At 57.6% G+C, this 22,469-nt stretch carries 20 protein-coding genes and 2 pseudogenes; 16 read left to right on the top strand and 6 right to left on the bottom strand.

From position 1 onward, the window contains the following. Positions 1–73 precede the first annotated feature (73 nt). On the top strand, positions 74–292 hold the full coding sequence (locus tag ACYZTU_RS07105) for a bacterioferritin-associated ferredoxin (protein ID WP_461969009.1): 219 nt from the start codon (positions 74–76) through the stop codon (positions 290–292). A 198-nt stretch (positions 293–490) separates the two neighbouring features. Then, the gene (bfr, locus tag ACYZTU_RS07100; RefSeq protein ID WP_017340571.1) at positions 491–964 is read left to right on the top strand and encodes a bacterioferritin; all 474 of its coding nucleotides are present in this window, start codon (positions 491–493) and stop codon (positions 962–964) included. Positions 965–1,125: 161 nt separating this feature from the next. Here the strand turns inward: bfr and grxD are convergent, their stop codons facing one another. The 3 genes from grxD to ACYZTU_RS07085 all read right to left on the bottom strand — a co-directional run bounded on the left by grxD (position 1,126) and on the right by ACYZTU_RS07085 (position 4,095). Next, positions 1,126–1,467, bottom strand: coding sequence for a Grx4 family monothiol glutaredoxin (grxD, locus tag ACYZTU_RS07095; protein WP_461969007.1), 342 nt, complete (start codon positions 1,465–1,467; stop codon positions 1,126–1,128). A 97-nt stretch (positions 1,468–1,564) separates the two neighbouring features. Further along, positions 1,565–3,670 carry a molybdopterin oxidoreductase family protein gene (locus tag ACYZTU_RS07090; protein WP_461969006.1) on the bottom strand — a complete coding sequence of 702 codons (2,106 nt, stop codon included), beginning with the start codon at positions 3,668–3,670 and terminating at the stop codon, positions 1,565–1,567. A gap of 134 nt (positions 3,671–3,804) precedes the next feature. Next, positions 3,805–4,095 carry a hypothetical protein gene (locus tag ACYZTU_RS07085; protein WP_461969005.1) on the bottom strand — a complete coding sequence of 97 codons (291 nt, stop codon included), beginning with the start codon at positions 4,093–4,095 and terminating at the stop codon, positions 3,805–3,807. Positions 4,096–4,511: 416 nt separating this feature from the next. On the opposite strand from ACYZTU_RS07085, the gene argF reads away from it, so the two are divergent. Then, on the top strand, positions 4,512–5,432 hold the full coding sequence (gene argF / locus ACYZTU_RS07080) for an ornithine carbamoyltransferase (protein WP_461969003.1): 921 nt from the start codon (positions 4,512–4,514) through the stop codon (positions 5,430–5,432). Further along, on the top strand, positions 5,429–6,538 hold the full coding sequence (locus ACYZTU_RS07075) for an ABC transporter ATP-binding protein (protein WP_461969001.1): 1,110 nt from the start codon (positions 5,429–5,431) through the stop codon (positions 6,536–6,538). Before argF ends, ACYZTU_RS07075 begins: the two co-directional genes overlap by 4 nt. A 46-nt stretch (positions 6,539–6,584) precedes the next feature. Here the strand turns inward: ACYZTU_RS07075 and ACYZTU_RS07070 are convergent. Beyond that, positions 6,585–6,680 (bottom strand): annotated as a pseudogene (locus ACYZTU_RS07070) (isomerase); the annotation flags it as partial. 57 nt (positions 6,681–6,737) lie between these two features. Beyond that, positions 6,738–7,208: a Cys-tRNA(Pro) deacylase gene (gene ybaK, locus ACYZTU_RS07065; protein WP_007971306.1), complete on the bottom strand. Its 471-nt coding sequence runs from the start codon at positions 7,206–7,208 to the stop codon at positions 6,738–6,740. Positions 7,209–7,576: 368 nt separating this feature from the next. On the opposite strand from ybaK, the gene ACYZTU_RS07060 reads away from it, so the two are divergent. From ACYZTU_RS07060 to glpD, 4 genes are all read left to right on the top strand, one after another. After that, complete coding sequence (locus tag ACYZTU_RS07060) at positions 7,577–8,428, top strand: MIP/aquaporin family protein (RefSeq protein ID WP_461970984.1); 852 nt, start codon at positions 7,577–7,579, stop codon at positions 8,426–8,428. A 76-nt stretch (positions 8,429–8,504) separates the two neighbouring features. Next, positions 8,505–10,010, top strand: coding sequence for a glycerol kinase GlpK (gene glpK, locus ACYZTU_RS07055; RefSeq protein ID WP_461968999.1), 1,506 nt, complete (start codon positions 8,505–8,507; stop codon positions 10,008–10,010). Between the two features lie 95 nt (positions 10,011–10,105). After that, positions 10,106–10,861, top strand: a complete 756-nt coding sequence (locus ACYZTU_RS07050) for a DeoR/GlpR family transcriptional regulator (RefSeq protein ID WP_007916700.1) — start codon at positions 10,106–10,108, stop codon at positions 10,859–10,861. 248 nt (positions 10,862–11,109) lie between these two features. Then, complete coding sequence (gene glpD, locus ACYZTU_RS07045) at positions 11,110–12,648, top strand: glycerol-3-phosphate dehydrogenase (RefSeq protein WP_461968997.1); 1,539 nt, start codon at positions 11,110–11,112, stop codon at positions 12,646–12,648. Positions 12,649–12,707: 59 nt separating this feature from the next. Here glpD and ACYZTU_RS07040 read toward each other — a convergent pair whose 3' ends face one another. Further along, complete coding sequence (locus ACYZTU_RS07040) at positions 12,708–13,595, bottom strand: LysR family transcriptional regulator (RefSeq protein WP_461970982.1); 888 nt, start codon at positions 13,593–13,595, stop codon at positions 12,708–12,710. Between the two features lie 105 nt (positions 13,596–13,700). Between ACYZTU_RS07040 and ACYZTU_RS07035 the strand changes: the two are divergent. The 8 genes and pseudogenes from ACYZTU_RS07035 (at position 13,701) to aauR (ending at position 22,442) form a co-directional block, all read left to right on the top strand. Then, a pseudogene (locus tag ACYZTU_RS07035) lies at positions 13,701–15,069 on the top strand (MFS transporter). After that, positions 15,050–15,460, top strand: a complete 411-nt coding sequence (locus ACYZTU_RS07030; protein ID WP_461968995.1) for a DUF4440 domain-containing protein — start codon at positions 15,050–15,052, stop codon at positions 15,458–15,460. The pseudogene ACYZTU_RS07035 and the gene ACYZTU_RS07030 overlap by 20 nt, the downstream one beginning before the upstream one ends. A 320-nt stretch (positions 15,461–15,780) precedes the next feature. Continuing rightward, positions 15,781–16,695 carry a glutamate/aspartate ABC transporter substrate-binding protein gene (locus tag ACYZTU_RS07025; RefSeq protein ID WP_461968994.1) on the top strand — a complete coding sequence of 305 codons (915 nt, stop codon included), beginning with the start codon at positions 15,781–15,783 and terminating at the stop codon, positions 16,693–16,695. A 192-nt stretch (positions 16,696–16,887) separates the two neighbouring features. Beyond that, positions 16,888–17,634: an amino acid ABC transporter permease gene (locus tag ACYZTU_RS07020; RefSeq protein WP_461968992.1), complete on the top strand. Its 747-nt coding sequence runs from the start codon at positions 16,888–16,890 to the stop codon at positions 17,632–17,634. Next, positions 17,634–18,305 carry an amino acid ABC transporter permease gene (locus ACYZTU_RS07015; protein ID WP_282375349.1) on the top strand — a complete coding sequence of 224 codons (672 nt, stop codon included), beginning with the start codon at positions 17,634–17,636 and terminating at the stop codon, positions 18,303–18,305. Before ACYZTU_RS07020 ends, ACYZTU_RS07015 begins: the two co-directional genes overlap by 1 nt. Further along, positions 18,302–19,036, top strand: coding sequence for an amino acid ABC transporter ATP-binding protein (locus tag ACYZTU_RS07010; protein WP_461968990.1), 735 nt, complete (start codon positions 18,302–18,304; stop codon positions 19,034–19,036). Before ACYZTU_RS07015 ends, ACYZTU_RS07010 begins: the two co-directional genes overlap by 4 nt. Before the next feature lie 179 nt (positions 19,037–19,215). After that, entirely contained in the window at positions 19,216–21,117 is a 1,902-nt protein-coding gene (gene aauS, locus ACYZTU_RS07005; RefSeq protein WP_461968988.1) for a two-component sensor histidine kinase AauS, read from the top strand. Next, on the top strand, positions 21,114–22,442 hold the full coding sequence (aauR, locus tag ACYZTU_RS07000; protein WP_461968986.1) for a two-component response regulator AauR: 1,329 nt from the start codon (positions 21,114–21,116) through the stop codon (positions 22,440–22,442). The genes aauS and aauR overlap by 4 nt, the downstream gene beginning before the upstream one ends. Positions 22,443–22,469: the final 27 nt, after the last annotated feature.

Genomic DNA, 22,469 nt, shown 5'->3' with positions numbered 1-22,469 from the left:
CCACTTTGACAATCATTCTCGTTAACATTAAGATCCATCGCAATTGAGTCACAACCAGCGACGGTTTTCACTTATGTATGTCTGCCTCTGCACTGGCGTCACCGACGGTCAAATCCGCGATGCAATCTATGAAGGTTGCTGCAGCTATAAAGAAGTCCGTCAGGCCACCGGCGTAGCCAGCCAATGCGGCAAATGTGCTTGCCTTGCCAAGGAAGTGGTCCGCGACACCCTGACCAAATTGCAATCGGCTCAGTCCGCGATTCCCTATCCCGTAGAATTTACTGCCGCATAAATACCCTATTTCAAAAAACCGGACTTGATGTCCGGTTTTTTTTGTCTGAAAATCAACCGCTTACGCTCTAGACGCGGAACATAAACACTCTTATTCCGATTAATTTTAACTTAAGTTTCAATAACTTAGGTTTGACACTCTTAATTACGCGGCTCAAACTCTGCCTTATTGACAGCTAATACAGGGCAGGACCCCATCATGAAAGGCGACATTACAGTCATCCAGCATCTCAACAAGATCCTTGCCAATGAGCTGGTCGCGATCAATCAATACTTCCTGCATGCACGCATGTATGAAGATTGGGGTTTGAACAAGCTCGGCAAGCACGAGTACCACGAATCCATCGACGAGATGAAGCACGCGGACAAGCTGATCAAGCGCATCCTGTTCCTTGAAGGCCTGCCGAATGTCCAGGACCTGGGCAAGCTGCAGATCGGCGAACACACCCAGGAAATGCTTGAGTGCGACCTGCGTATCGAACGCACCGGTCACGCGGATCTCAAAGTAGCCATCGCTCATTGCGAAACCGTTGGCGACTTCGGCAGCCGTGAACTGCTTGAAGATATTCTTGAGTCCGAAGAAGAACATATCGACTGGCTGGAAACCCAACTGGGCCTGATCGATAAAGTCGGTCTTGAGAACTATCTGCAATCGCAGATGGGCGAAGAGTAAGTTCGCGCCCGCTAAACTCGAGACAATAAAAAGCCCCGCGCTCTTTTAAAGAGGCGGGGCTTTTTTGTGCCTTCGCTCTTGTAGGAGCGAAGCTTGCTCGCGAAAGCGGTCTTTCAGGTAAGACGCCTTCGCGGGCAAGCCTCGCTCCTACAAAAAGCGGATCAGGCTTCAGTCTTGTTGGTAGCAGCGGCTTCAACAGCCGCTTTGATCGTAGTCTGCAACGAACCATCAGCAGACATTTCAGTCATGATGTCGCTACCGCCGACCAGCTCACCACCGACCCACAGTTGCGGGAAGGTTGGCCAGTTGGCGTACTTTGGCAGGTTGGCGCGGATTTCCGGGTTCTGCAGGATGTCCACGTAAGCAAACTTTTCGCCACACGCCATCACGGCCTGCGCGGCTTTCGCGGAGAAGCCACACTGCGGGGCATTCGGCGAGCCTTTCATGTAAAGCAGAATGGTGTTGTTAGCAATCTGCTCTTTAATCGTTTCGATGATATCCATGGAGCACCTCGGCTGAACTTTCCGACTCAGTGGTCGGCACGGTGGCGCATTGTAACGGAAACCCGAGCCCCCTGCTCGGTCTCCCCGACAGACTTGATCAAGCCGCCGCCACGGTCACTGGCACACCGTTCAACGCCGCATTGCCCGACAACTCATCGAGCTGACACTCGTCGGTCAAGTCATTGGCGCTGGAGCCCGGCTGACCACTGGCAATGGTCATCTGCACGCCTGGCCGCGCATGGCCCCAACCATGCGGAAGGCTGACCACGCCTTTCATCATATCCAGACTGCCGAGCACTTCAACTTCAATCACACCGACCCGCGAACTGACCCGCACTCGCTGCCCGTCGTTGAGCCCACGGCTGGCCAGGTCATCCGGGTGCATCAGCAATTGATGGCGCGGCTTGCCCTTCACCAGGCGATGGTAGTTGTGCATCCACGAGTTGTTGCTGCGCACATGACGGCGGCCAATCATCAGCAACTCATCAAAGGCCGGTGCTTGCAACGCCGCAAAGCGCACGAGGTCAGCCAGGATCACGGCAGGCGCGGCCTGGACTCGCTGATTTACCGTTTTCAGACGTGGAGCCAGGTTGGATTTCAATGCCCCAAGATCGACACCATGAGGGTGATCAAACAACGTCGCCAGCGATAGCTTGTGCTCCGAAGCGTCGCCATACAGCCCCATCCGCAAGCCATGATCGATCATCTGCGCCGGAGCGACAGTTGGTTTCAATGCTTTGCCAGTCTTCGCAGCAAAGGCCGTGGCCAGCCCCACGAAGATCTCCCAGTCATGCAACGCACCGTCGGGCTTGGCAAGGATCGCGCGGTTGAACCGACTGACGTTACGCACCGCAAACATATTGAAAGTCGTGTCGTAATGATCGTTTTCCAGAGCCGATGTGGACGGCAGAATCAGGTCGGCATAACGCGTGGTTTCATTGATGTACAGGTCGATGCTGACCATGAACTCCAAACCGTCCAGTGCCTGTTCGAGCTGCCGGCCATTGGGCGTCGAGAGTACCGGATTTCCCGCCACGGTAATCAGCGCGCGGACCTGCCCTTCCCCTTCGGTGAGCATCTCTTCAGCCATTGCCGACACCGGCAGTTCACCCGCATATTCAGGACGCCCGGACACCCGGCTCTGCCACAGATTGAAATGCCCGCCTGAAGTGGATGCCACCAAGTCCACCGCAGGTTCGGTGCACAACGCACCACCCACGCGATCGAGATTACCGGTGACCAGGTTTATCAGTTGCACAACCCAATGACACAAGGTGCCGAACGCCTGGGTCGAGACCCCCATGCGGCCGTAGCAGACCGCTGTCGGCGCTGCCGCAAAGTCCCGCGCCAGTTGGCGGATCTGTTCGGCGGGCACTGCACACAGTGGGCTCATGGCCTCGGCGGTGAAACTTGCGACGACCTCCCGCACCTCATCCAGACCCTCCACCGGCAAATGACTGTCGCGGGTCAGGCCTTCAGCAAACAAAGTGTTGAGCAGCCCGAACAACAACGCGGCATCGCCACCCGGGCGCACGAACAGATGTTGGTCGGCAATCGCCGCCGTTTCGCTGCGGCGCGGATCAACCACCACCACTTTGCCGCCGCGCGCCTGAATGGCCTTCAAGCGCTTCTCCACATCCGGCACGGTCATGATGCTGCCATTGGAGGCCAGCGGATTGCCGCCGAGGATCAGCATGAAATCGGTGTGATCGATGTCCGGGATCGGCAACAGCAAGCCATGGCCGTACATCAAATGGCTGGTCAGGTGATGAGGCAATTGGTCAACCGAGGTCGCAGAAAACCGGTTGCGGGTTTTCAACAGGCCGAGAAAGTAATTGCTGTGGGTCATCAGCCCGTAATTGTGCACGCTGGGATTGCCTTGATAGACCGCCACCGCGTTCTGTCCGTGACGCTCCTGAATCGCCGCAAGACGTTCGGCGACAAGTCTGAAGGCATCTTCCCACTCGATGGGTTGCCATTCGCTGCCGACTCGCAGCATCGGCTGACGCAAACGATCCGGATCGTTCTGAATATCTTGCAGGGCAACAGCCTTGGGGCAGATGTGCCCACGACTGAATGTATCCTGAGGGTCACCCTTGATCGAAGTGATCTGCACAGAGCCTTCGACCTCGGTGGTTTCGATGGTCAGGCCGCAGATGGCTTCACACAAGTGGCACGCACGGTGATGGAGAGTCTTGGTCATGGCCAGTCTCTGTCTTGTTCTGGGCGGGCGATATCGGCCGCGGGAACAAAACTATGGCGCCTGACCCACGACCGCGCCAGCGACGTTCCTCTTGTGAATCGGCGACCATCAGGCCAGCCGATGACCGCCGGAGATCAGTTCGGCGGCAGCCTCGGTGGCCTCTGCAACTGGATCTCCTGGATGGTTTCAATCTGCTCTTGAGCGACATGAACACCGGTAAGTTCGCCGATCAGCCGCCAGTGCTCGTCGAGCCCGGTGCTGATGGTTGCCATGCGGTCAATCATCCGCCGACCGGCTGCCTTGGTCACTTCGTCTTCACTGCGCATCAACTCGAAGGACATCGAGGTCATGGACGCGGTGAGGTGGGTCAGCGAGCGAGCCGTAAGGCCGAGTAATTCCATTAACTGTTGTTCTTTCGATTCCATTCCGAAGGCTTCCTGCGTCGTTCGTGGATTAGTTATAACCCGCCATCTTGCATAAGCAAATGTTTCAGACCAGACACATCGATCGATCCTGAACACAAATGCGTCGAAAGACAGGTCAGAAACCGACCGCTGCTATGCCATCCTCACCCCGTTTGATTGCAAAGCCCCGCGACCCCAGTGTACAAATGACGGGCTGCTGTCAGGAAACAGGCTTCAAAAGCGCTACTGCGGTCACCCCGTAGCCCCTCTGAAATCCCCTAAACACCGTAGCCTATTGGAAAAACGCGACATTTAATGTCAATATCGCGCCTCCCCCTATTTCGTCGCCCCGTGCGGCTTACGCCGCAGGTCTCGCCCGTTTTTCAGTTAAACAAGGCTTTGAGTATCTGCGGTCTGTTGCAAAAAGGTAGTCAATGATGAGCGCAAGGCACTTTCTCTCCCTGATGGATTGCACGCCCGAAGAGCTGGTCAGCGTGATCCGTCGAGGCATTGAGCTCAAAGACCTGCGTAACCGCGGCGTACTGTTCGAGCCTTTGAAAAACCGCGTGCTCGGGATGATTTTCGAGAAATCGTCGACCCGCACCCGTATTTCGTTCGAAGCCGGCATGATCCAGCTCGGTGGCCAGGCGATCTTTCTGTCGCCGCGCGACACCCAGCTGGGCCGTGGCGAGCCGATCGGCGACTGCGCGATCGTGATGTCGAGCATGCTCGACGCCGTGATGATCCGTACCTTTGCCCACAGCACCCTGACCGAATTTGCCGCCAACTCCCGCGTGCCTGTCATCAACGGCCTGTCCGATGACCTGCACCCGTGCCAGTTGCTGGCCGACATGCAGACGTTCCTCGAACACCGCGGCTCGATCCAGGGCAAAACCGTGGCCTGGATCGGCGACGGCAATAACATGTGCAACAGCTATATAGAAGCGGCGATGCAGTTCGACTTCCAGTTGCGCATCGCTTGCCCGGAGGGTTTTGAACCCAACCCTGAGTTCGTGGCCAAGGCGGGTGATCGGGTCACCATCGTCCGCGATCCGAAGGATGCCGTACGCGGCGCCCACCTGGTCAGCACCGACGTTTGGACCTCCATGGGCCAGGAGGAGGAAACCGCCAAACGCCTGAAGCTGTTTGCGCCGTTCCAGGTCAACCGCGCCCTGCTCGACCTGGCCGCTGAAGACGTGCTGTTCATGCACTGCCTGCCGGCCCACCGTGGCGAGGAAATCAGCGTCGACTTGCTCGATGACAAGCGCTCCGTTGCTTGGGATCAAGCCGAAAACCGTCTTCACGCACAAAAGGCCCTGCTCGAGTTTCTCGTCCCGCCTTCGTACCACCACGCATGAGCCATCCATTACTGCTTAACCTGCGCAACCTCGCCTGCGGCTACCAGGACCAGCGGGTCGTGCAGAACCTCAACCTGCATTTGAATGCCGGCGACATCGGCTGCTTGCTGGGCTCTTCGGGTTGCGGCAAAACCACCACCCTGCGGGCCATTGCCGGTTTCGAACCGGTACACGAAGGTGAAATCCAGTTGGCGGGCGAGACGATCTCCCGCGCCGGCTTCACCCTCGCCCCGGAGAAACGCCGGATCGGCATGGTGTTCCAGGACTACGCACTGTTTCCGCATTTGAGCGTGGCCGAGAACATCGCCTTCGGGATCCGTAAACATCCGCAGAAGGATCGCGTCACCGAAGAGTTGCTGGAGCTGGTCAATCTGAAAAACCTCGGCAAACGCTTCCCGCATGAGCTATCCGGTGGTCAACAGCAGCGCGTCGCACTGGCGCGCGCCCTGGCACCGGAACCGCAACTGCTGCTGCTTGACGAACCCTTCTCCAACCTTGATGGCGAGCTGCGACGCAAGCTCAGCCATGAGGTGCGCGACATCCTCAAAGCCCGTGGCACCAGCGCGATTCTGGTGACCCATGACCAGGAAGAAGCCTTCGCGGTGAGCGACCATGTGGGGGTTTTCAAGGAAGGTCGTCTGGAGCAGTGGGACACGCCCTACAACCTGTATCACGAACCGCTGACGCCGTTTGTCGCCAGTTTCATCGGCCAGGGTTATTTCATTCGCGGTCAGATGAGCAGCCCCGAGTCGGTGCAAACCGAATTGGGTGAGTTACGCGGTAATCGTGCCTACACCTGGCCGGTTGGCGGTGCGGTGGATGTGTTGCTGCGTCCGGACGATATCGTTTATGCACCGGACAACGGTTTGAAAGCACGGATCGTCGGCAAGTCTTTCCAGGGTGCGTCGACCTTGTATCGCTTGCAGATGCCGACCGGTGCGCAGCTGGAGTCGATTTTCCCGAGCCATGCTGATCATCAGGTGGGTTCGGAGGTCGGCATTCGTGTCGCGGCTGAACACTTGGTGCTGTTTCAGGCGTCGGGCAGTACGGCGGCGCAAATTCCGGTCATCGAGTCCGGCGTCCGCCGCTACAGCTCTGCTAACTGACAAACACAACCACTGTGTGGCGAGCTTGCTCCCACAGTGGTTTCGGTTAACCGAGCATTAGTGTACCGCTCGCAACGAGCGTCGCATTCCCGCCAATCCTCACCCGATCCCCTTCCAGTCGACAGAACAACTCCCCGCCTCGCCGATCACTGAACGCATCAACCTGGTGAAATTCAAGCTGCATAACTTTCTCCCTGAGTCAGGCGCGGCCAATATCAGCGAACTTCGCCTGGGTATGTTCGGCCAGCACCGCGGGTGCCAATTCGACTTCCAGCCCACGTCGCCCCGCGCTGACAAAAATGCTGGCGAAGGGCTGAGCTGAATTATCAATGAAGGTGCGCAAGCGCTTTTTCTGTCCCAGCGGGCTTATCCCGCCCAAGAGGTAACCGGTGGATCGTTGCGCAGCGGCAGGGTCGGCCATTTCAACTTTTTTCACGCCCGCAGCATGAGCCAGGCCCTTCAAATCCAGACTTCCGACGACCGGCACCACGGCCACCAGCAATTCACCTTTCTCGCTGGCTGCCAGCAAGGTCTTGAATACCTGAGCCGGGTCCAATCCCAGTTTCTCCGCGGCCTCCAGCCCATAGGACGCCGCCTTCGGATCATGTTCGTAACTGTGCACGCGATGTTCGGCACGAACTTTTTTCAACAAATCCAATGCGGGGGTCATGGCAGCTCCAGGCTGGCGACAGAAGAAAAATACTGCGCTGAATTCTAGGCCATTGATCAATAAAAGGCTCTATTGCGGCGCTATTTCAAAGGCTTGGCGGCGCCTTCTGCCGTTCGTCCACGTTCAGCCTGCCGCGTGAACGATGTGGTCATTCACCTGACTAATAGTTCGATTGTGACTGATAGTTCACTTTCGACCTTTGACAGCAGCGTTTCTTGTCTATATTTTTTCGAATCTGAATACTGTACGAATGTCATACCGCAGCACCCAGCAGCAGGCCGAGAACAGGATGGGGATTCTGCCTCGGTGAAAATCGCGCTTTGACCCTGATGCCAAAGCGCCAGACAACAACAAAAACGAGGTTTTCAATGACAACTGCTTTACAACAACCGTCGCTCTCAAGCCAATGCATGGCCGAATTCCTGGGCACTGCACTGCTGATCTTTTTTGGTACGGGTTGTGTTGCCGCGCTCAAAGTCGCGGGCGCCAGCTTCGGCCTTTGGGAAATAAGCATCATCTGGGGCATCGGCGTGAGCATGGCGATCTACCTGACAGCCGGCGTTTCCGGGGCTCACCTCAATCCCGCCGTCAGCATTGCCCTGTGCATTTTCGCTGACTTCGAAAAGCGCAAACTACCGTTCTATATTCTCGCCCAGGTGGCGGGCGCCTTCTGTGGAGCGTTGTTGGTTTACACGCTTTACAGCAATTTATTCTTCGATTACGAACAAACACACCATATGGTTCGTGGTACTCAGGCCAGTCTCGAATTGGCATCGGTGTTCTCCACCTTCCCCAACCCGGTCTTGTCCACGGCACAGGCTTTCCTGGTTGAAGTGATCATCACCGCCATCCTGATGGGCGTGATCATGTCCCTGACCGACGACAACAACGGCTTGCCAAAGGGTCCACTCGCTCCGCTGCTGATCGGCCTGCTGATTGCCGTGATTGGCAGTTCGATGGGGCCGCTGACCGGTTTTGCGATGAACCCGGCGCGCGACTTCGGTCCTAAACTGATGACTTTCTTCGCTGGCTGGGGTGAAATTTCCTTCACCGGCGGGCGCGATATCCCGTATTTCCTGATTCCGATTTTTGCACCGATTGTCGGTGCCTGCCTCGGCGCTGCAGCTTATCGCGGGCTGATTGCCCGTCACCTGCCCAGTGCCACACCTGCTACAAAGGAAGCAGCACCGGCCATTGACGGCAAACCAAGAACTTCTTGATACCGTTGGCGCGTGATCCTGCCCATTAAGAGCGCGCGCCGGACCTCACTCCCTTTTTTCGTCCAAGGCAATCGACATGACCGACACTCAGAATAAGAACTACATCATTGCCCTCGATCAGGGTACGACCAGCTCCCGCGCGATCATTTTCGACCGTGACGCGAACGTGGTATGCACCGCCCAGCGCGAATTCGTACAGCATTACCCGCAAGCCGGTTGGGTTGAACATGACCCGATGGAGATCTTCGCCACCCAAAGCGCCGTGATGGTCGAGGCCTTGGCTCAAGCCGGCCTGCATCACGACCAGGTCGCCGCCATCGGCATCACCAACCAGCGCGAAACTACGGTGGTCTGGGACAAGACCACCGGCCGCCCGATCTACAACGCGATCGTCTGGCAGTGTCGCCGCAGCACCGAGATCTGCCAGCAGCTCAAGCGTGATGGCCACGAGCAGTACATCAGCGACACAACGGGCCTGGTCACCGACCCGTACTTCTCCGGCACCAAGCTCAAGTGGATCCTCGACAACGTCGAAGGCAGCCGCGAGCGTGCGCGCAAGGGTGAACTGCTGTTCGGCACTGTCGACAGCTGGCTGATCTGGAAATTTACCGGCGGCAAGGTGCACGTCACCGACTACACCAACGCCTCGCGCACCATGCTCTTCAACATCCACACGCTGGAGTGGGATGCGAAGATGCTGGAGGTGCTGGATATTCCGCGCGAGATGCTGCCGCAGGTTAAATCCTCGTCCGAAATTTACGGCCATACCAAAAGCGGCATCGCCATTGGCGGTATCGCCGGTGACCAGCAAGCGGCCCTGTTTGGCCAGATGTGCGTCGAACCCGGTCAGGCAAAAAACACCTACGGCACCGGTTGCTTCCTGCTGATGAACACAGGCGACAAAGCCGTGAAATCCAAGCACGGCATGTTGACCACCATTGCTTGCGGCCCACGCGGCGAAGTGGCTTACGCACTGGAAGGTGCAGTGTTCAACGGCGGTTCTACTGTTCAGTGGCTGCGTGACGAACTGAAGATCATCAACGACGCCCACGACACCGAATACTTCGCCAACAAGGTCAAGGACAGCAACGGCGTGTACCTCGTGCCAGCCTTTACCGGTCTGGGCGCTCCGTACTGGGACCCGTATGCCCGTGGTGCATTGTTCGGACTGACTCGCGGCGTACGTGTGGATCACATTATTCGTGCAGCCCTGGAGTCGATTGCCTACCAGACCCGCGACGTTCTCGACGCCATGCAACAGGATTCCGGCGAACGCTTGAAATCCCTGCGTGTGGACGGCGGTGCGGTGGCGAACAACTTCCTGATGCAGTTCCAGGCCGACATCCTCGGCACTCAGGTAGAGCGTCCGCAAATGCGCGAAACCACCGCACTGGGCGCGGCTTACTTGGCCGGTCTGGCGTGTGGCTTTTGGAGCAGCCTGGACGACTTGCGCGGCAAGGCTGTGATCGAGCGCGAATTCGAGCCGACCCTGGACGAAACCGCGAAGGAAAAACTCTATGCCGGCTGGAAAAAAGCCGTCAGCCGCACCCGCGATTGGGAACCGCACGAGGGCGCTGAATAAGCCAAGCCCAGGAAACGAATAGGGTTGTAACTGGTCGGGAGCAGATTCCTGCGGCATCATGGGCAAATTTTGCACGGCAGCCCAAAGGAAGCCCCATGAATCTGCCTCCCCGTCAGCAGCAAATCCTCGAACTGGTCCGCGAACGCGGCTATGTCAGCATCGAGGAAATGGCTACGCTGTTCGTCGTTACACCGCAAACCATTCGCCGCGATATCAATCAGCTCGCGGAAGCTAATTTGTTGCGTCGCTACCATGGTGGCGCCGCTTACGATTCCAGCGTCGAAAACACCGCCTACGCTATGCGCGCCGACCAGATGCGCGATGAAAAACAGCGTATCGGCGAAGCCATTGCCGCGCAGATCCCCGATCACGCCTCGCTGTTCATCAATATCGGTACCACCACCGAATCGATTGCCCGGGCGTTGCTCAATCACAATCACCTGAAGATCATCACCAACAACTTGCATGTAGCCTCGATGCTCAGCGCCAAGGACGATTTCGACGTTCTGCTGACCGGTGGCAATGTCCGACGTGACGGAGGTGTGGTCGGTCAGGCCAGTGTCGACTTCATTAACCAGTTCAAGGTTGATTTCGCCCTGGTCGGCATCAGCGGTATAGATGAAGACGGCAGCCTGCTGGACTTCGACTATCAGGAAGTTCGGGTATCCCAGGCGATCATCGCCAATGCCCGACAGGTAATCCTGGCGGCTGACTCCAGCAAATTCGGGCGCAACGCCATGATTCGTTTGGGGCCGATCAGCCTGATCGATTGCCTGGTCACCGATCAGCAGCCTGTGCCTGCCTTGGCGCAGTTGTTGAGCCAGCACAAGATTCGGCTCGAAGTCGTTTAACGCTTTCAGCTTCTAAAGATCGCAGCCTTCGGCAGCAGTATCTACAGGTTCACTTACCCCTGTAGGAGCTGCCGAAGGCTGCGATCTTTTGCTTTTAATGTTCGAAAATTTTCCTTTAACAGCCCTTCGATCAGTATTTTCAATCGAAGTTGACTGGCCGTGGGCGGCTTTATGGGCTACCATTTTCGCAAATGAACATTAATGTTCGAATTCCAATACCGAAAATCATAAAAGCCCGAGGCCAGCCGATGCCCACTTCTACCTTGCCTATGCCCCCTCTCGCTGAGGTCTACGATATCGCCGTCATCGGTGGTGGGATCAATGGCGTGGGGATTGCAGCGGATGCCGCCGGTCGCGGTCTTTCGGTGTTTCTTTGCGAAAAAGATGACTTGGCCAGCCACACCTCGTCGGCCAGCAGCAAGCTGATCCACGGTGGCCTGCGCTACCTCGAACATTACGAATTCCGTCTGGTGCGCGAAGCCTTGGCCGAACGCGAAGTGCTGCTGGCCAAGGCCCCGCACATCGTGAAGCAAATGCGCTTCGTGCTGCCGCACCGCCCACACCTACGTCCGGCCTGGATGATCCGCGCCGGCCTGTTCCTTTATGACCACCTCGGCAAGCGAGAAAAACTCGAAGGTTCGAAAAGCCTGAAGTTCGGCCCGGACAGCCCGCTGAAAAGCGAAATCACCAAAGGCTTCGAATACTCCGATTGCTGGGTCGACGATGCTCGTCTTGTGGTACTGAACGCCATGGCCGCCCGCGAAAAAGGCGCCCACGTTCACACCCAGACTCGTTGCGTCAGCGCTCGTCGCACCAAGGGTCTGTGGCACCTGCACCTGGAGCGAGCCGATGGCAGTTTGTTTTCGATCCGCGCCAAGGCGCTGGTGAATGCGGCCGGCCCGTGGGTCGCCAAGTTCATTCGTGACGATCTGAAGATGGAATCGCCTTACGGCATTCGCCTGATTCAGGGCAGCCACCTGATCGTGCCGAAACTGTACGAAGGTGAGCACGCACACATTCTGCAAAACGAAGATCAGCGCATAGTGTTCACCATTCCGTACCTGAACCACTTCACCCTGATTGGCACCACCGACCGCGAATACACCGGCGACCCGGCGAAAGTCGCAATCACCGAAGGCGAAACTGATTACCTGCTGAAAGTGGTCAACTCCCATTTCAAGAAACGCATCAGCCGCGACGATATCCTGCACAGCTATTCCGGTGTTCGCCCGCTGTGCAACGACGAATCCGACAACCCTTCGGCCGTCACCCGCGACTACACCCTGGCGCTGTCAGGCAGTGGTGAAGAAGCGCCGCTGCTGTCGGTGTTCGGCGGCAAGCTGACCACCTACCGCAAACTGGCCGAGTCGGCGCTGGCGCAACTGACTCCGTACTTCAAAAACATCAAGCCAAGCTGGACCGCCAGCGCAACCCTACCGGGCGGCGAAGACATGACCACCCCGCAGGCGCTGAGCTCGCTGATCCGCGACAAGTTCGACTGGGTCCCAAGCGAAATCTCCCGCCGCTGGGCCACCAGCTATGGCAGCCGCACTTGGCGCATGCTTGAGGGCGTGCAAAACCTCAGCGACCTGGGCGAACACCTCGGTGGCGGTCTCTACACCCGCGAAGTCGATTACCTGTGCAGCGAAGAGTGGGCGACTACGGCGCACGACATTCTGTGGCGCCGCAGCAAGCTGGGGCTGTTCACCACCCCGGCGGAACAGGAAAAGCTTGCGGATTACCTGAACAAGGTCGAACAGAACCGCAGCAAGATCGAAGCGGCCTGATCGGAAATCCGATTAAAAAGCCCCTGAATCTCACGATTCAGGGGCTTTTTTGTAGGTGCTCATTGCGCCAGATGCATTAACAGGAAATCAATGAACGCCCTCGATTTTTGAGGCAAATGCGGGCTGTTGGGAAACACCACGTTGACGGATTGCGAGGGCAGCGAATAGTCGGGCAACAGGCGGATCAGCCGCTCGCTGGCAATGTCGTCCTTGACTACCCACGCGGGCAGCACCGAGACCCCAAGGGACGACAACGTCATGGAGCGAATGGCCGTGGAGGAATTGGATTCAAACTGATTGATCCCGCTGATCTCTACAGCCCCCAATTGCGGATGACGCAACGTCCACTGAGTCGGTGCCTGCAGGTTGCTATTGGCAATCCACGGCACCGAATTCAGGTCCTGGGGATTTTGCACCGGGTGACGCGCAAGAAACGCCTCGGTAGCCACCAGAACAATTTCATAATCCGCCAGCTTACGGCTCTTGAATGCCGAGTCAGACAAGTTGCCTAAACGGATAACCAGGTCTAATTTTTCCGCCACCAGATCATTGAGTGACGAGTTAAAGTTATAACAGAGTTTTATCTCCGGATAGCGCTCTATAAATTGCGGAATCAACGGCAGAATACACGCCTCACCGTATTCACTGGTGGAACTGAAGCGCAATTTACCGGAAACCCGATTATGCCCTTTTAATACATTATCAAAGGCATTATCAATATCCGCGACAATACCTTTGAACTCTTCATAAAAATCCTGACCTATTTCGGTGAGGGATATATTTCGGGTATTTCGAATCAACAACGTCGCTGACAGCACGTCTTCCAGTGCCTTGACATGCAGGCTAGCCATGGCTTTGCTGATGCTCAGGTAATTGGCGGCCTTGGTGTAAGAACCAAAATCGACCACGGCCAGAAATGTCTGGACCCGATTAAGATGAGTGTGCATAGCAATAGGGTTCACTGTTAAATCCTGTCAAACATTGTTTCAAGGATAGTCGTATCGACAGTTCAGGTCCACCGCCCCTATGCTTTGCGGCAAAGGGGAAACAACATGACCTATCGCTACAAAGTTGCACTGATATTTCTGATCGGCTTTTTTATAGACTGCATTAACATCTTTATGTCGGCGGTCGCATTACCAAGTATATCGACGGCGTTGCACGTTAGTACTTCAGACGTTGCCTGGGTGGCTAACGCTTACATTCTGGGGCTGACACTGATCATCCCGGTCAGCACCTGGCTGGCCGGTCGTTTTGGTCGTCGGGAAATCCTCACCGCCTCGATGATCGTGTTCACCGGCTCCGTGTGGATGTGTGGGCTGGCCAACAGTTTCAACGAACTGGTGATCTGGCGCTTCGTCCAGGGGATTGGCGGCGGCCTGTTGATTCCAGTGGGCCAGGCGCTGACGTTCAACCTGTTCAAGGGTGAGCAGCGGGCGAAAATATCCACATTGGTCATGGCCGTTGCCCTGATAGCGCCCGCCATTTCACCGACCATCGGCGGCATCATCGTCGACAGCAGCTCCTGGCGCTGGGTGTTCTACAGCAACATCCCGTTCTCGCTGATCGCGGCATTGTTGTCCTGGTTCTGGATCAACGAAGCGCGGCCGACGAGTTTGCCCAGACCCGACATCAAGGGCTTGCTGTTGGTCAGCGCGGCACTCGGCAGCCTGCTGATGGGCATGTCGTTGTATGGCGGCGACGCTACGGCATGGTTGGCCGCCCTCTTCGTCATGGCCGGCGTTGCTTTCGCCGTGCTGTACGGGCTGCACTACCGCACATGCAAAAACCCGATCATTGAACTGAGCCTCCTCAAAAGCAAAAAAACTCAGCACCTCCATCTTTATTTATTACGCGATTCCCGGTGTGTTCACGGGGGTCAATTTGATGAGCATCTTCTTCCTGCAAAACACCCTGCACTTCAGCGCCCGGCTGACAGGGATGTTCATGATCCTGTACGCCATCGGCGCGTTCATCGCGATGCTGATTTGTGGCCGGGTCTATAACCGAATGGGCGCAAAGCGGCTGTTTGCCCTCGGCATGTTGTTGCACAGCGTCGGCATTGCCACCCTGTTACTGGTGAACGATCCCTCAGACCTTCTGGTGATTGTCATCGCCTACAGCCTGATGGGAATCGGCGGCGGCATCGGTGCCAACACAGCACAAACCACGTCGTTGATGGACTTTGAGGGCAATGACACCCACAAGGCCAGTGTCATCTGGAACATCAACCGACAGATGTCATTCAGCATCGGCGCCGCCCTCTTCCTGATGGTTTTCAACCTGCTCTTGAAGCATTTCGATACTACCCAGGCCTACCACGTGACCTTCGCCATCGCCGCGCTGGTGGGCCTGCTCCCACTCTTTCAACTGAGTCAGTTGAACACTCAAAAGGACTGTCATGCACAACAAAATAGTTGAACAGGCGCACCACAGCATTCACCACGTTCACGCGTCGATCCACACCCTGTTCACCGATGCAAACGGTAAGGGGCAGGCCGCGCTCGAGCCGCTGATGTCGGCATTCGCCGAGCACTTCACCATGGTCACCACTTCGGCCGCCATCGTCAGCCGGGCGATTGTCGAACAGATGTTCAAGGGGGCGGTCGGCGCCAAGCCAGGCCTGGAGATCGTCATCAGCGACCTACAGACGGTCTGGCAAGAAGGCGACAGCGTGGCGATCCGCTACAAGGAAACCCATCGCCTCAACCAGCGCGAAAGTTCACGGGTTTCGGTGGCGATCATTGCCATCCATCACCACAACGCCCAATGGATCTACCTGCATGAAACGCCGCTAAGCCAGGAACGCTGATTCTGGTATGAACGGCACCATCATTGGCTCTTGTCTGGCCGATAGGCCGTTAACGACCCCAAACACCATTCGGTTTTCCGAACGCGACCTGTCGGTCGATTCGGTTAACCGGATTCGCCAACGTCAAAATCTGCGCCATAAATACTTAATACCCTTACAAATCAATGATTTGATCTGTCTGGCCTGTCCTGGCACGAGTCATGCTCTACACTCTAGGACGAATGTCCGCTGTGCCAACCCTTCGGGAGCCGACAAGCATTCGAAGCACAAAAAGGGCCGATGATCTGGCTCCATATAAAAACAATGTCGAGGAAAATTTGATGCGCATCGTTCCCCATATCCTGGGCGCAGCCATTGCTGCCGCTCTGATCAGCACTCCAGTTTTCGCCGCCGAACTCACCGGCACCCTGAAGAAGATCAAAGAGTCCGGCGTTATCACCCTCGGGCATCGTGACGCTTCCATTCCGTTTTCCTATATCGCGGACGCTTCCGGCAAACCGGTTGGCTACTCCCACGATATCCAGCTGAAAATCGTCGAAGCCATCAAGAAAGACCTCGACTTGCCGAACCTCCAGGTCAAATACAACCTGGTCACCTCGCAAACCCGTATCCCGCTGGTGCAGAACGGCACCGTGGACGTCGAGTGCGGCTCCACCACCAACAACGTCGAACGTCAGCAACAAGTTGACTTCTCTGTCGGCATCTTCGAAATCGGCACCCGTCTGCTGTCCAAGAAAGACTCTACCTACAAAAACTTTGACGACCTGAAAGGCAAGAACGTAGTGACCACCGCGGGCACCACGTCTGAGCGCCTCCTCAAGTCGATGAATGCTGATAAGCAGATGGGCATGAACGTCATCTCCGCCAAAGATCACGGCGAATCCTTCCAGATGCTGGAATCGGGCCGTGCCGTCGCGTTCATGATGGACGACGCGCTGCTGGCCGGTGAAGCGGCAAAAGCCAAGAAGGCGAGTGACTGGGAAGTGACCGGTGATCCGCAGTCCTATGAAATCTACGGCTGCATGGTCCGCAAGGGCGATGAGCCGTTCAAGAAGGCCGTGGATGACGCGATCATCGCCACCTACAAGTCAGGCGAGATCAACAAGATCTACGAAAAATGGTTCATGTCGCCTATCCCGCCTAAAGACCTGAACCTGAACTTCCCGATGAGCGACGAACTCAAGGCCCTGATCGCCAATCCGACCGATAAAGCGGCTGACGATAAGAAATCCTGATTTCTGACTAACCTTATCTCCTGAAAGGGCCGCTGCCCTTTCAGGGGATAGTCACTCCCTGCTGGCATATTTGGAAACACTCGAACCGGTGGCTGTCGAGCCGCTCGTGTGTGCCTGACCATCAAGGTCAGGCGGGAACGGAGCTTCCCCAGGCGGGCATTTGTATATCGAACGATCTGAGGGGAGACCCTAATGAATTACAACTGGGACTGGAGCGTGTTCTTCAAGTCCACCGGCGTGGGCAGCGAGACGTATCTCGACTGGTACATCTCCGGTTTGGGCTGGACCATCGCCATCGCCGTCGTGGCCTGGATCATTGCCCTGCTGCTGGGCTCGGTTCTGGGTGTCATGCGCACCGTGCCGAACCGCATCGTATCGGGCATTGCGACCTGCTACGTCGAACTCTTCCGTAACGTGCCGCTGCTGGTTCAGCTGTTCATCTGGTACTTCCTGGTGCCCGATCTGCTGCCGCAGAACCTGCAAGACTGGTACAAACAGGACCTGAACCCGACCACTTCGGCCTTCCTCAGTGTCGTCGTGTGCCTGGGTCTGTTCACCGCTGCGCGCGTTTGCGAACAAGTGCGTACCGGCATCCAGGCGTTGCCTCGCGGCCAGGAAGCCGCCGCTCGCGCCATGGGTTTCAAGCTGCCACAAGTTTACTGGAACGTGCTGCTGCCCCAGGCTTACCGGATCATCATTCCGCCGCTCACCTCGGAATTCCTGAACGTGTTCAAGAACTCGTCCGTGGCCTCGCTGATCGGTCTGATGGAGTTGCTTGCGCAGACCAAACAGACCGCCGAGTTCTCCGCCAACCTGTTCGAAGCCTTCACCCTGGCAACGCTTATTTACTTCACCCTGAACATGAGCCTGATGCTGCTGATGCGCCTGGTCGAGAAGAAAGTCGCCGTACCGGGCCTGATTTCCGTAGGGGGTAAATGATGGAATTCGACTTCTCGGGCATCATCCCGTCCCTGCCGGGCCTGTGGAACGGCATGGTCATGACCCTGCAACTGATGGCGCTGGGCGTGGTCGGCGGGATCATTCTCGGCACGATCCTGGCACTGATGCGCCTGTCCCACAGCAAATGGCTGTCGAACATTGCCGGCGCCTACGTTAACTACTTCCGCTCGATCCCGCTGCTGCTGGTCATCACCTGGTTCTACCTGGCGGTGCCGTTCGTGCTGCGCTGGATCACCGGCGAAGACACCCCGATCGGCGCGTTCGCATCCTGCATCGTGGCGTTCATGATGTTCGAAGCGGCGTACTTCTGCGAAATCGTCCGGGCCGGCGTGCAGTCGATTTCCAAGGGCCAAATGGGTGCTGCCCAAGCCTTGGGCATGACGTATGGCCAGATGATGCGTTTGATCATCCTGCCGCAAGCGTTCCGCAAGATGACCCCGCTGCTGCTGCAACAGAGCATTATCCTGTTTCAGGACACCTCGCTGGTCTACGCGGTCGGTCTGGTGGACTTCCTCAATGCCTCGCGTGCCAGTGGCGACATCATCGGCCGCTCCAATGAGTTCCTGATCTTCGCAGGGCTCGTGTACTTCACAATCAGCTTTGCCGCCTCGCTGCTGGTCAAGCGTCTGCAAAAAAGGTTTGCCGTATGATCTCTATCAAGAATGTCAACAAGTGGTATGGCGACTTCCAGGTACTGACTGACTGCAGCACCGAGGTCAAAAAAGGCGAAGTGATCGTGGTGTGCGGGCCGTCCGGTTCCGGCAAATCCACGCTGATCAAATGCGTCAATGCCCTGGAACCGTTCCAGAAAGGCGACGTTGTGGTCGATGGCACGTCCATCGCCGACCCGAAGACCGACCTGCCGAAACTGCGTTCGCGCGTCGGCATGGTGTTCCAGCATTTCGAACTGTTTCCGCACCTGACCATCACCGAAAACCTGACCATCGCACAGATCAAGGTGTTGGGTCGCAGCAAGGAAGAAGCCACCAAGAAAGGCCTGCAACTGCTTGAGCGTGTCGGACTCTCCGCCCACGCCCACAAGCACCCGGGCCAGCTCTCCGGTGGACAGCAACAGCGTGTGGCGATTGCCCGAGCGCTGGCGATGGACCCGATCGTCATGCTGTTCGACGAGCCGACCTCGGCGCTGGACCCTGAAATGGTCAACGAAGTACTCGACGTGATGGTGCAATTGGCCCACGAAGGCATGACCATGATGTGCGTGACCCACGAAATGGGCTTCGCCCGTAAAGTGGCGGACCGGGTGATTTTCATGGACCAGGGCAAGATCATCGAAGACTGCAAGAAAGAGGACTTCTTCGGCGACATCAGCCATCGCGCCGAGCGTACGCAGCACTTCCTCAACAAGATTCTGCAGCACTAAGCACCGGACACCTGCTCGAAGCCACACAAATCCCCTGTGGGAGCGAGCCTACTCGCGATAGCGGACAGACAGTCATTATCGATGTTGACTGGAATGACCTCATCGCGAGCAGGCTTGCTCCCACAGGGGCCGGCGGTGCTCTCTAAGTAAGTGTTGTGGTTGACTCCAAGGCATCTGTGATGAAATGCGACCCCACTCTCTATCGCGCCGCGCCGCCATCACTCGCCGTGAAACCCCGTCTGATTCGCCATCTGTTCCTCCCACCGCTGGTCATCGCCCTGATGATCGGATTGGGTTACATCGGCTTCTGGGTCAGTGAACACTACGGGATTCGCAGCCTCAGTGAGAACGGCCAGCGTCAGCTCGAACTGCACGCCCGCGCCGTCGAGAGCGAGATCAGCAAGTACACCTACCTGCCCAGCCTGCTGGAACTCGAATCCAGTGTTTCGAAGCTGTTGGCCGACCCGTCACCGGAACACCGGCAGACGGTCAATGAATACCTCGAAGGCCTGAACCGACGCAGCCGCAGTCGGGCTATCTATGTGATGGACACTACCGGTCGCGTCATGGCCACCAGTAACTGGCGCGATGTCGACAGTTACCTGGGCGAAGACCTGTCCTTTCGCGCCTACTTCCAAAACGCCGTGCGCGGTCAGCCGGGGCGCTTCTACGGCATCGGCAGTACCAACGGTGAGCCCGGTTACTACCTGGCTCATGGCCTGGAAGAACACGGCAAGATCATCGGCGTCGCGGTGGTCAAAGTCCGTCTCGAAGCCATGGAAGAACGCTGGCAACGGGCGCGGCTGGAGGCCTTCGTCAGCGACGAAAACGGCATCATCATTCTTTCCAGCGATCCGGCACGGCGGCTGAAATCAGTCGTTCCTTTAAGCGACGAGACCAAGGAAAAACTGGCCCGCAGTCTTCAGTATTACTGGTTCCCGCTGAACGAACTGCAACCGCTGGCCCGGGAACAACTGGCGGAAGGCGAGGAAAAACTGACGTTCCCGGCCAACAGCGAACTCGTGTCCGACGAAGAGAACATCAGCTACCTCTCGCAAACCCGCCCATTGAGCGACACCCCGTGGAATTTCACTTTGCTCACGCCGCTGCAGGATTTGCGGCGTGAGGCGATTAATCAGGGGATTCTGGTGGCGGTGGCGTTTGCCCTGGTGGCGTTCCTGCTGATCGCCTGGAACGAGCGGCGCAAGGTGATCGCCACGCGCCTGGCCGCCCGGGAAGCCTTGCAGGAAGCCAACAATCAACTGGAGCGGCGGATTACCGAACGCACCACCGATCTGCGCGCCAGCAACGAACGGCTCAAGGGTCAGATCCGCGAACGGCGTCTGGCCGAAGAGACGCTACGCCGCGCCCAGGATGAACTGGTGCAGGCCGGAAAACTCGCGGCCATCGGCCAGATGTCCACCAGCATCGCCCACGAATTGAACCAGCCACTGGCAGCGCTGCGCACATTGTCCGGCAACACCGTGCGTTTCCTTGAGCGTGGCCAGTTGGACGTTGCCAGCACCAACCTCAAGACCATCAACGAACTGATCGACCGCATGGGCCGGATCACCGCCAGCCTGCGGTCCTTCGCCCGTCGCGGTGACGACAAAGGTCAGGCCAGTCTTGGCAAAGCAGTGGATGCCGCCTTGCAGTTGCTGGGCGGTCGCGTGGAAAGCGCTCATCTGCAACTGCACCGAGACTTCGCCGATCTCCAGGTGCAGATCGACCAGACCCGCCTCGAGCAGATTCTGGTCAACCTGATTGGCAACGCCCTCGACGCCATGCAGGCACAGCCGCTGCCGGAGTTGTGGCTGGAAGGCGAAATCTTCGACGGCAAATATCGCCTTCGTGTACGCGACAACGGCCACGGCATCGACGCCGAAGCACGCAAACATCTGTTCGAACCGTTCTTCACCACCAAACCCGGCGAACAGGGCCTGGGCCTCGGCCTGACCCTTTCCGCCAGCCTGGCAGCTGCCACCGGCGGTCATCTGGGTGTCGAACACCCGGCCAACGGTGGTACCACCTTCGTTCTCAGTTTACCGTTGGTAAGCCCCACTCACGCCGAGCCAATATGAACAACGACCTTAGTGTGCTGATCGTCGAAGACGACCCCCATGTGCTGCTCGGCTGCCAACAGGCGCTGACCCTGGAAGACATTCCCTGCGTGGGCGTCGGAAGCGCCGAAGAAGCGCTGGAGCGAGTCGGCGACAATTTTGCAGGCATCGTCATCAGCGACATCCGCCTGCCGGGCATCGACGGCCTGGAATTGCTGATCCGACTCAAGGCCCGAGACCGCAGCCTGCCGGTGGTACTGATCACCGGCCACGGCGACATCTCCATGGCCGTGGGCGCGATGCAGAAAGGCGCCTACGACTTTATGGAGAAACCCTTCTCCCCCGAGCGCCTGGTCGACGTGGCGCGCCGCGCGCTGGAGCAACGCAGCCTCGCGCGCGAAGTCTCTTCGTTACGTCGGCAACTGGCGGAACGGGATTCCCTCGAAGGCCGGATCATCGGGCGCTCACCGGCCATGCAGAACCTGCGGGAACTGATCGCCAACGTCGCCGACACCTCGGCCAACGTACTGATCGAAGGCGAGACCGGCACCGGCAAAGAGTTGGTCGCACGCTGCCTGCATGACTTCAGTCGACGGCACACCCAGCAGTTCGTTGCGCTGAACTGTGGAGGCCTGCCGGAAAGCCTGTTCGAAAGTGAAATCTTCGGTCATGAAGCCAACGCCTTCACCGGCGCTGGCAAACGGCGGATCGGCAAGATCGAACACGCCGACGGCGGCACGCTGTTCCTCGACGAAGTTGAAAGCATGCCGCTGCCGCTGCAAATCAAACTGCTACGGGTGTTGCAGGAGCGCACGCTCGAACGCCTCGGTTCGAACCAGAGCGTGGCGGTGGATTGCCGGGTGATCGCGGCGACCAAGTCCGATCTGGATGAATCGAGCAAGGCTGGTGAGTTTCGCAGCGACCTGTATTACCGCTTGAACGTGGTGACGCTCGAACTGCCACCACTGCGCGAACGACGCGAAGACATCCTGCAATTATTCGAACACTTTCTGCAGCAGTCGTCCCTGCGCTTCGACCGCGCGGTGCCGGACCTGGACAACCAGACCCTGTCCAATCTCATGAGCCACGACTGGCCGGGCAACGTGCGCGAACTGCGCAACGTCGCCGAGCGCTTTGCCCTCGGCCTGCCGGCCTTCAAGAAGTCCGGCGCCAGCGGCAGTAATCAGGGCCTGGCCTTCGCCGAAGCGGTAGAAGCTTTCGAACGCAACCTGCTCAGCGACGCCTTGCAACGCAGCGGCGGCAACCTGACCCAGGCGAGTCTGGAACTGGGCATGGCCAAGACCACGCTATTCGACAAAGTAAAGAAGTACGGGCTGAGCCACTGATGGACCTGATTCCCACGCGGGAGCGTG

The sequence above is a fragment of the Pseudomonas sp. HLT2-19-2 genome, assembly GCF_054898005.1.
Note: the sequence above shows the minus strand (reverse complement) of the source record. Positions and strands in the feature narration are given on the sequence as shown.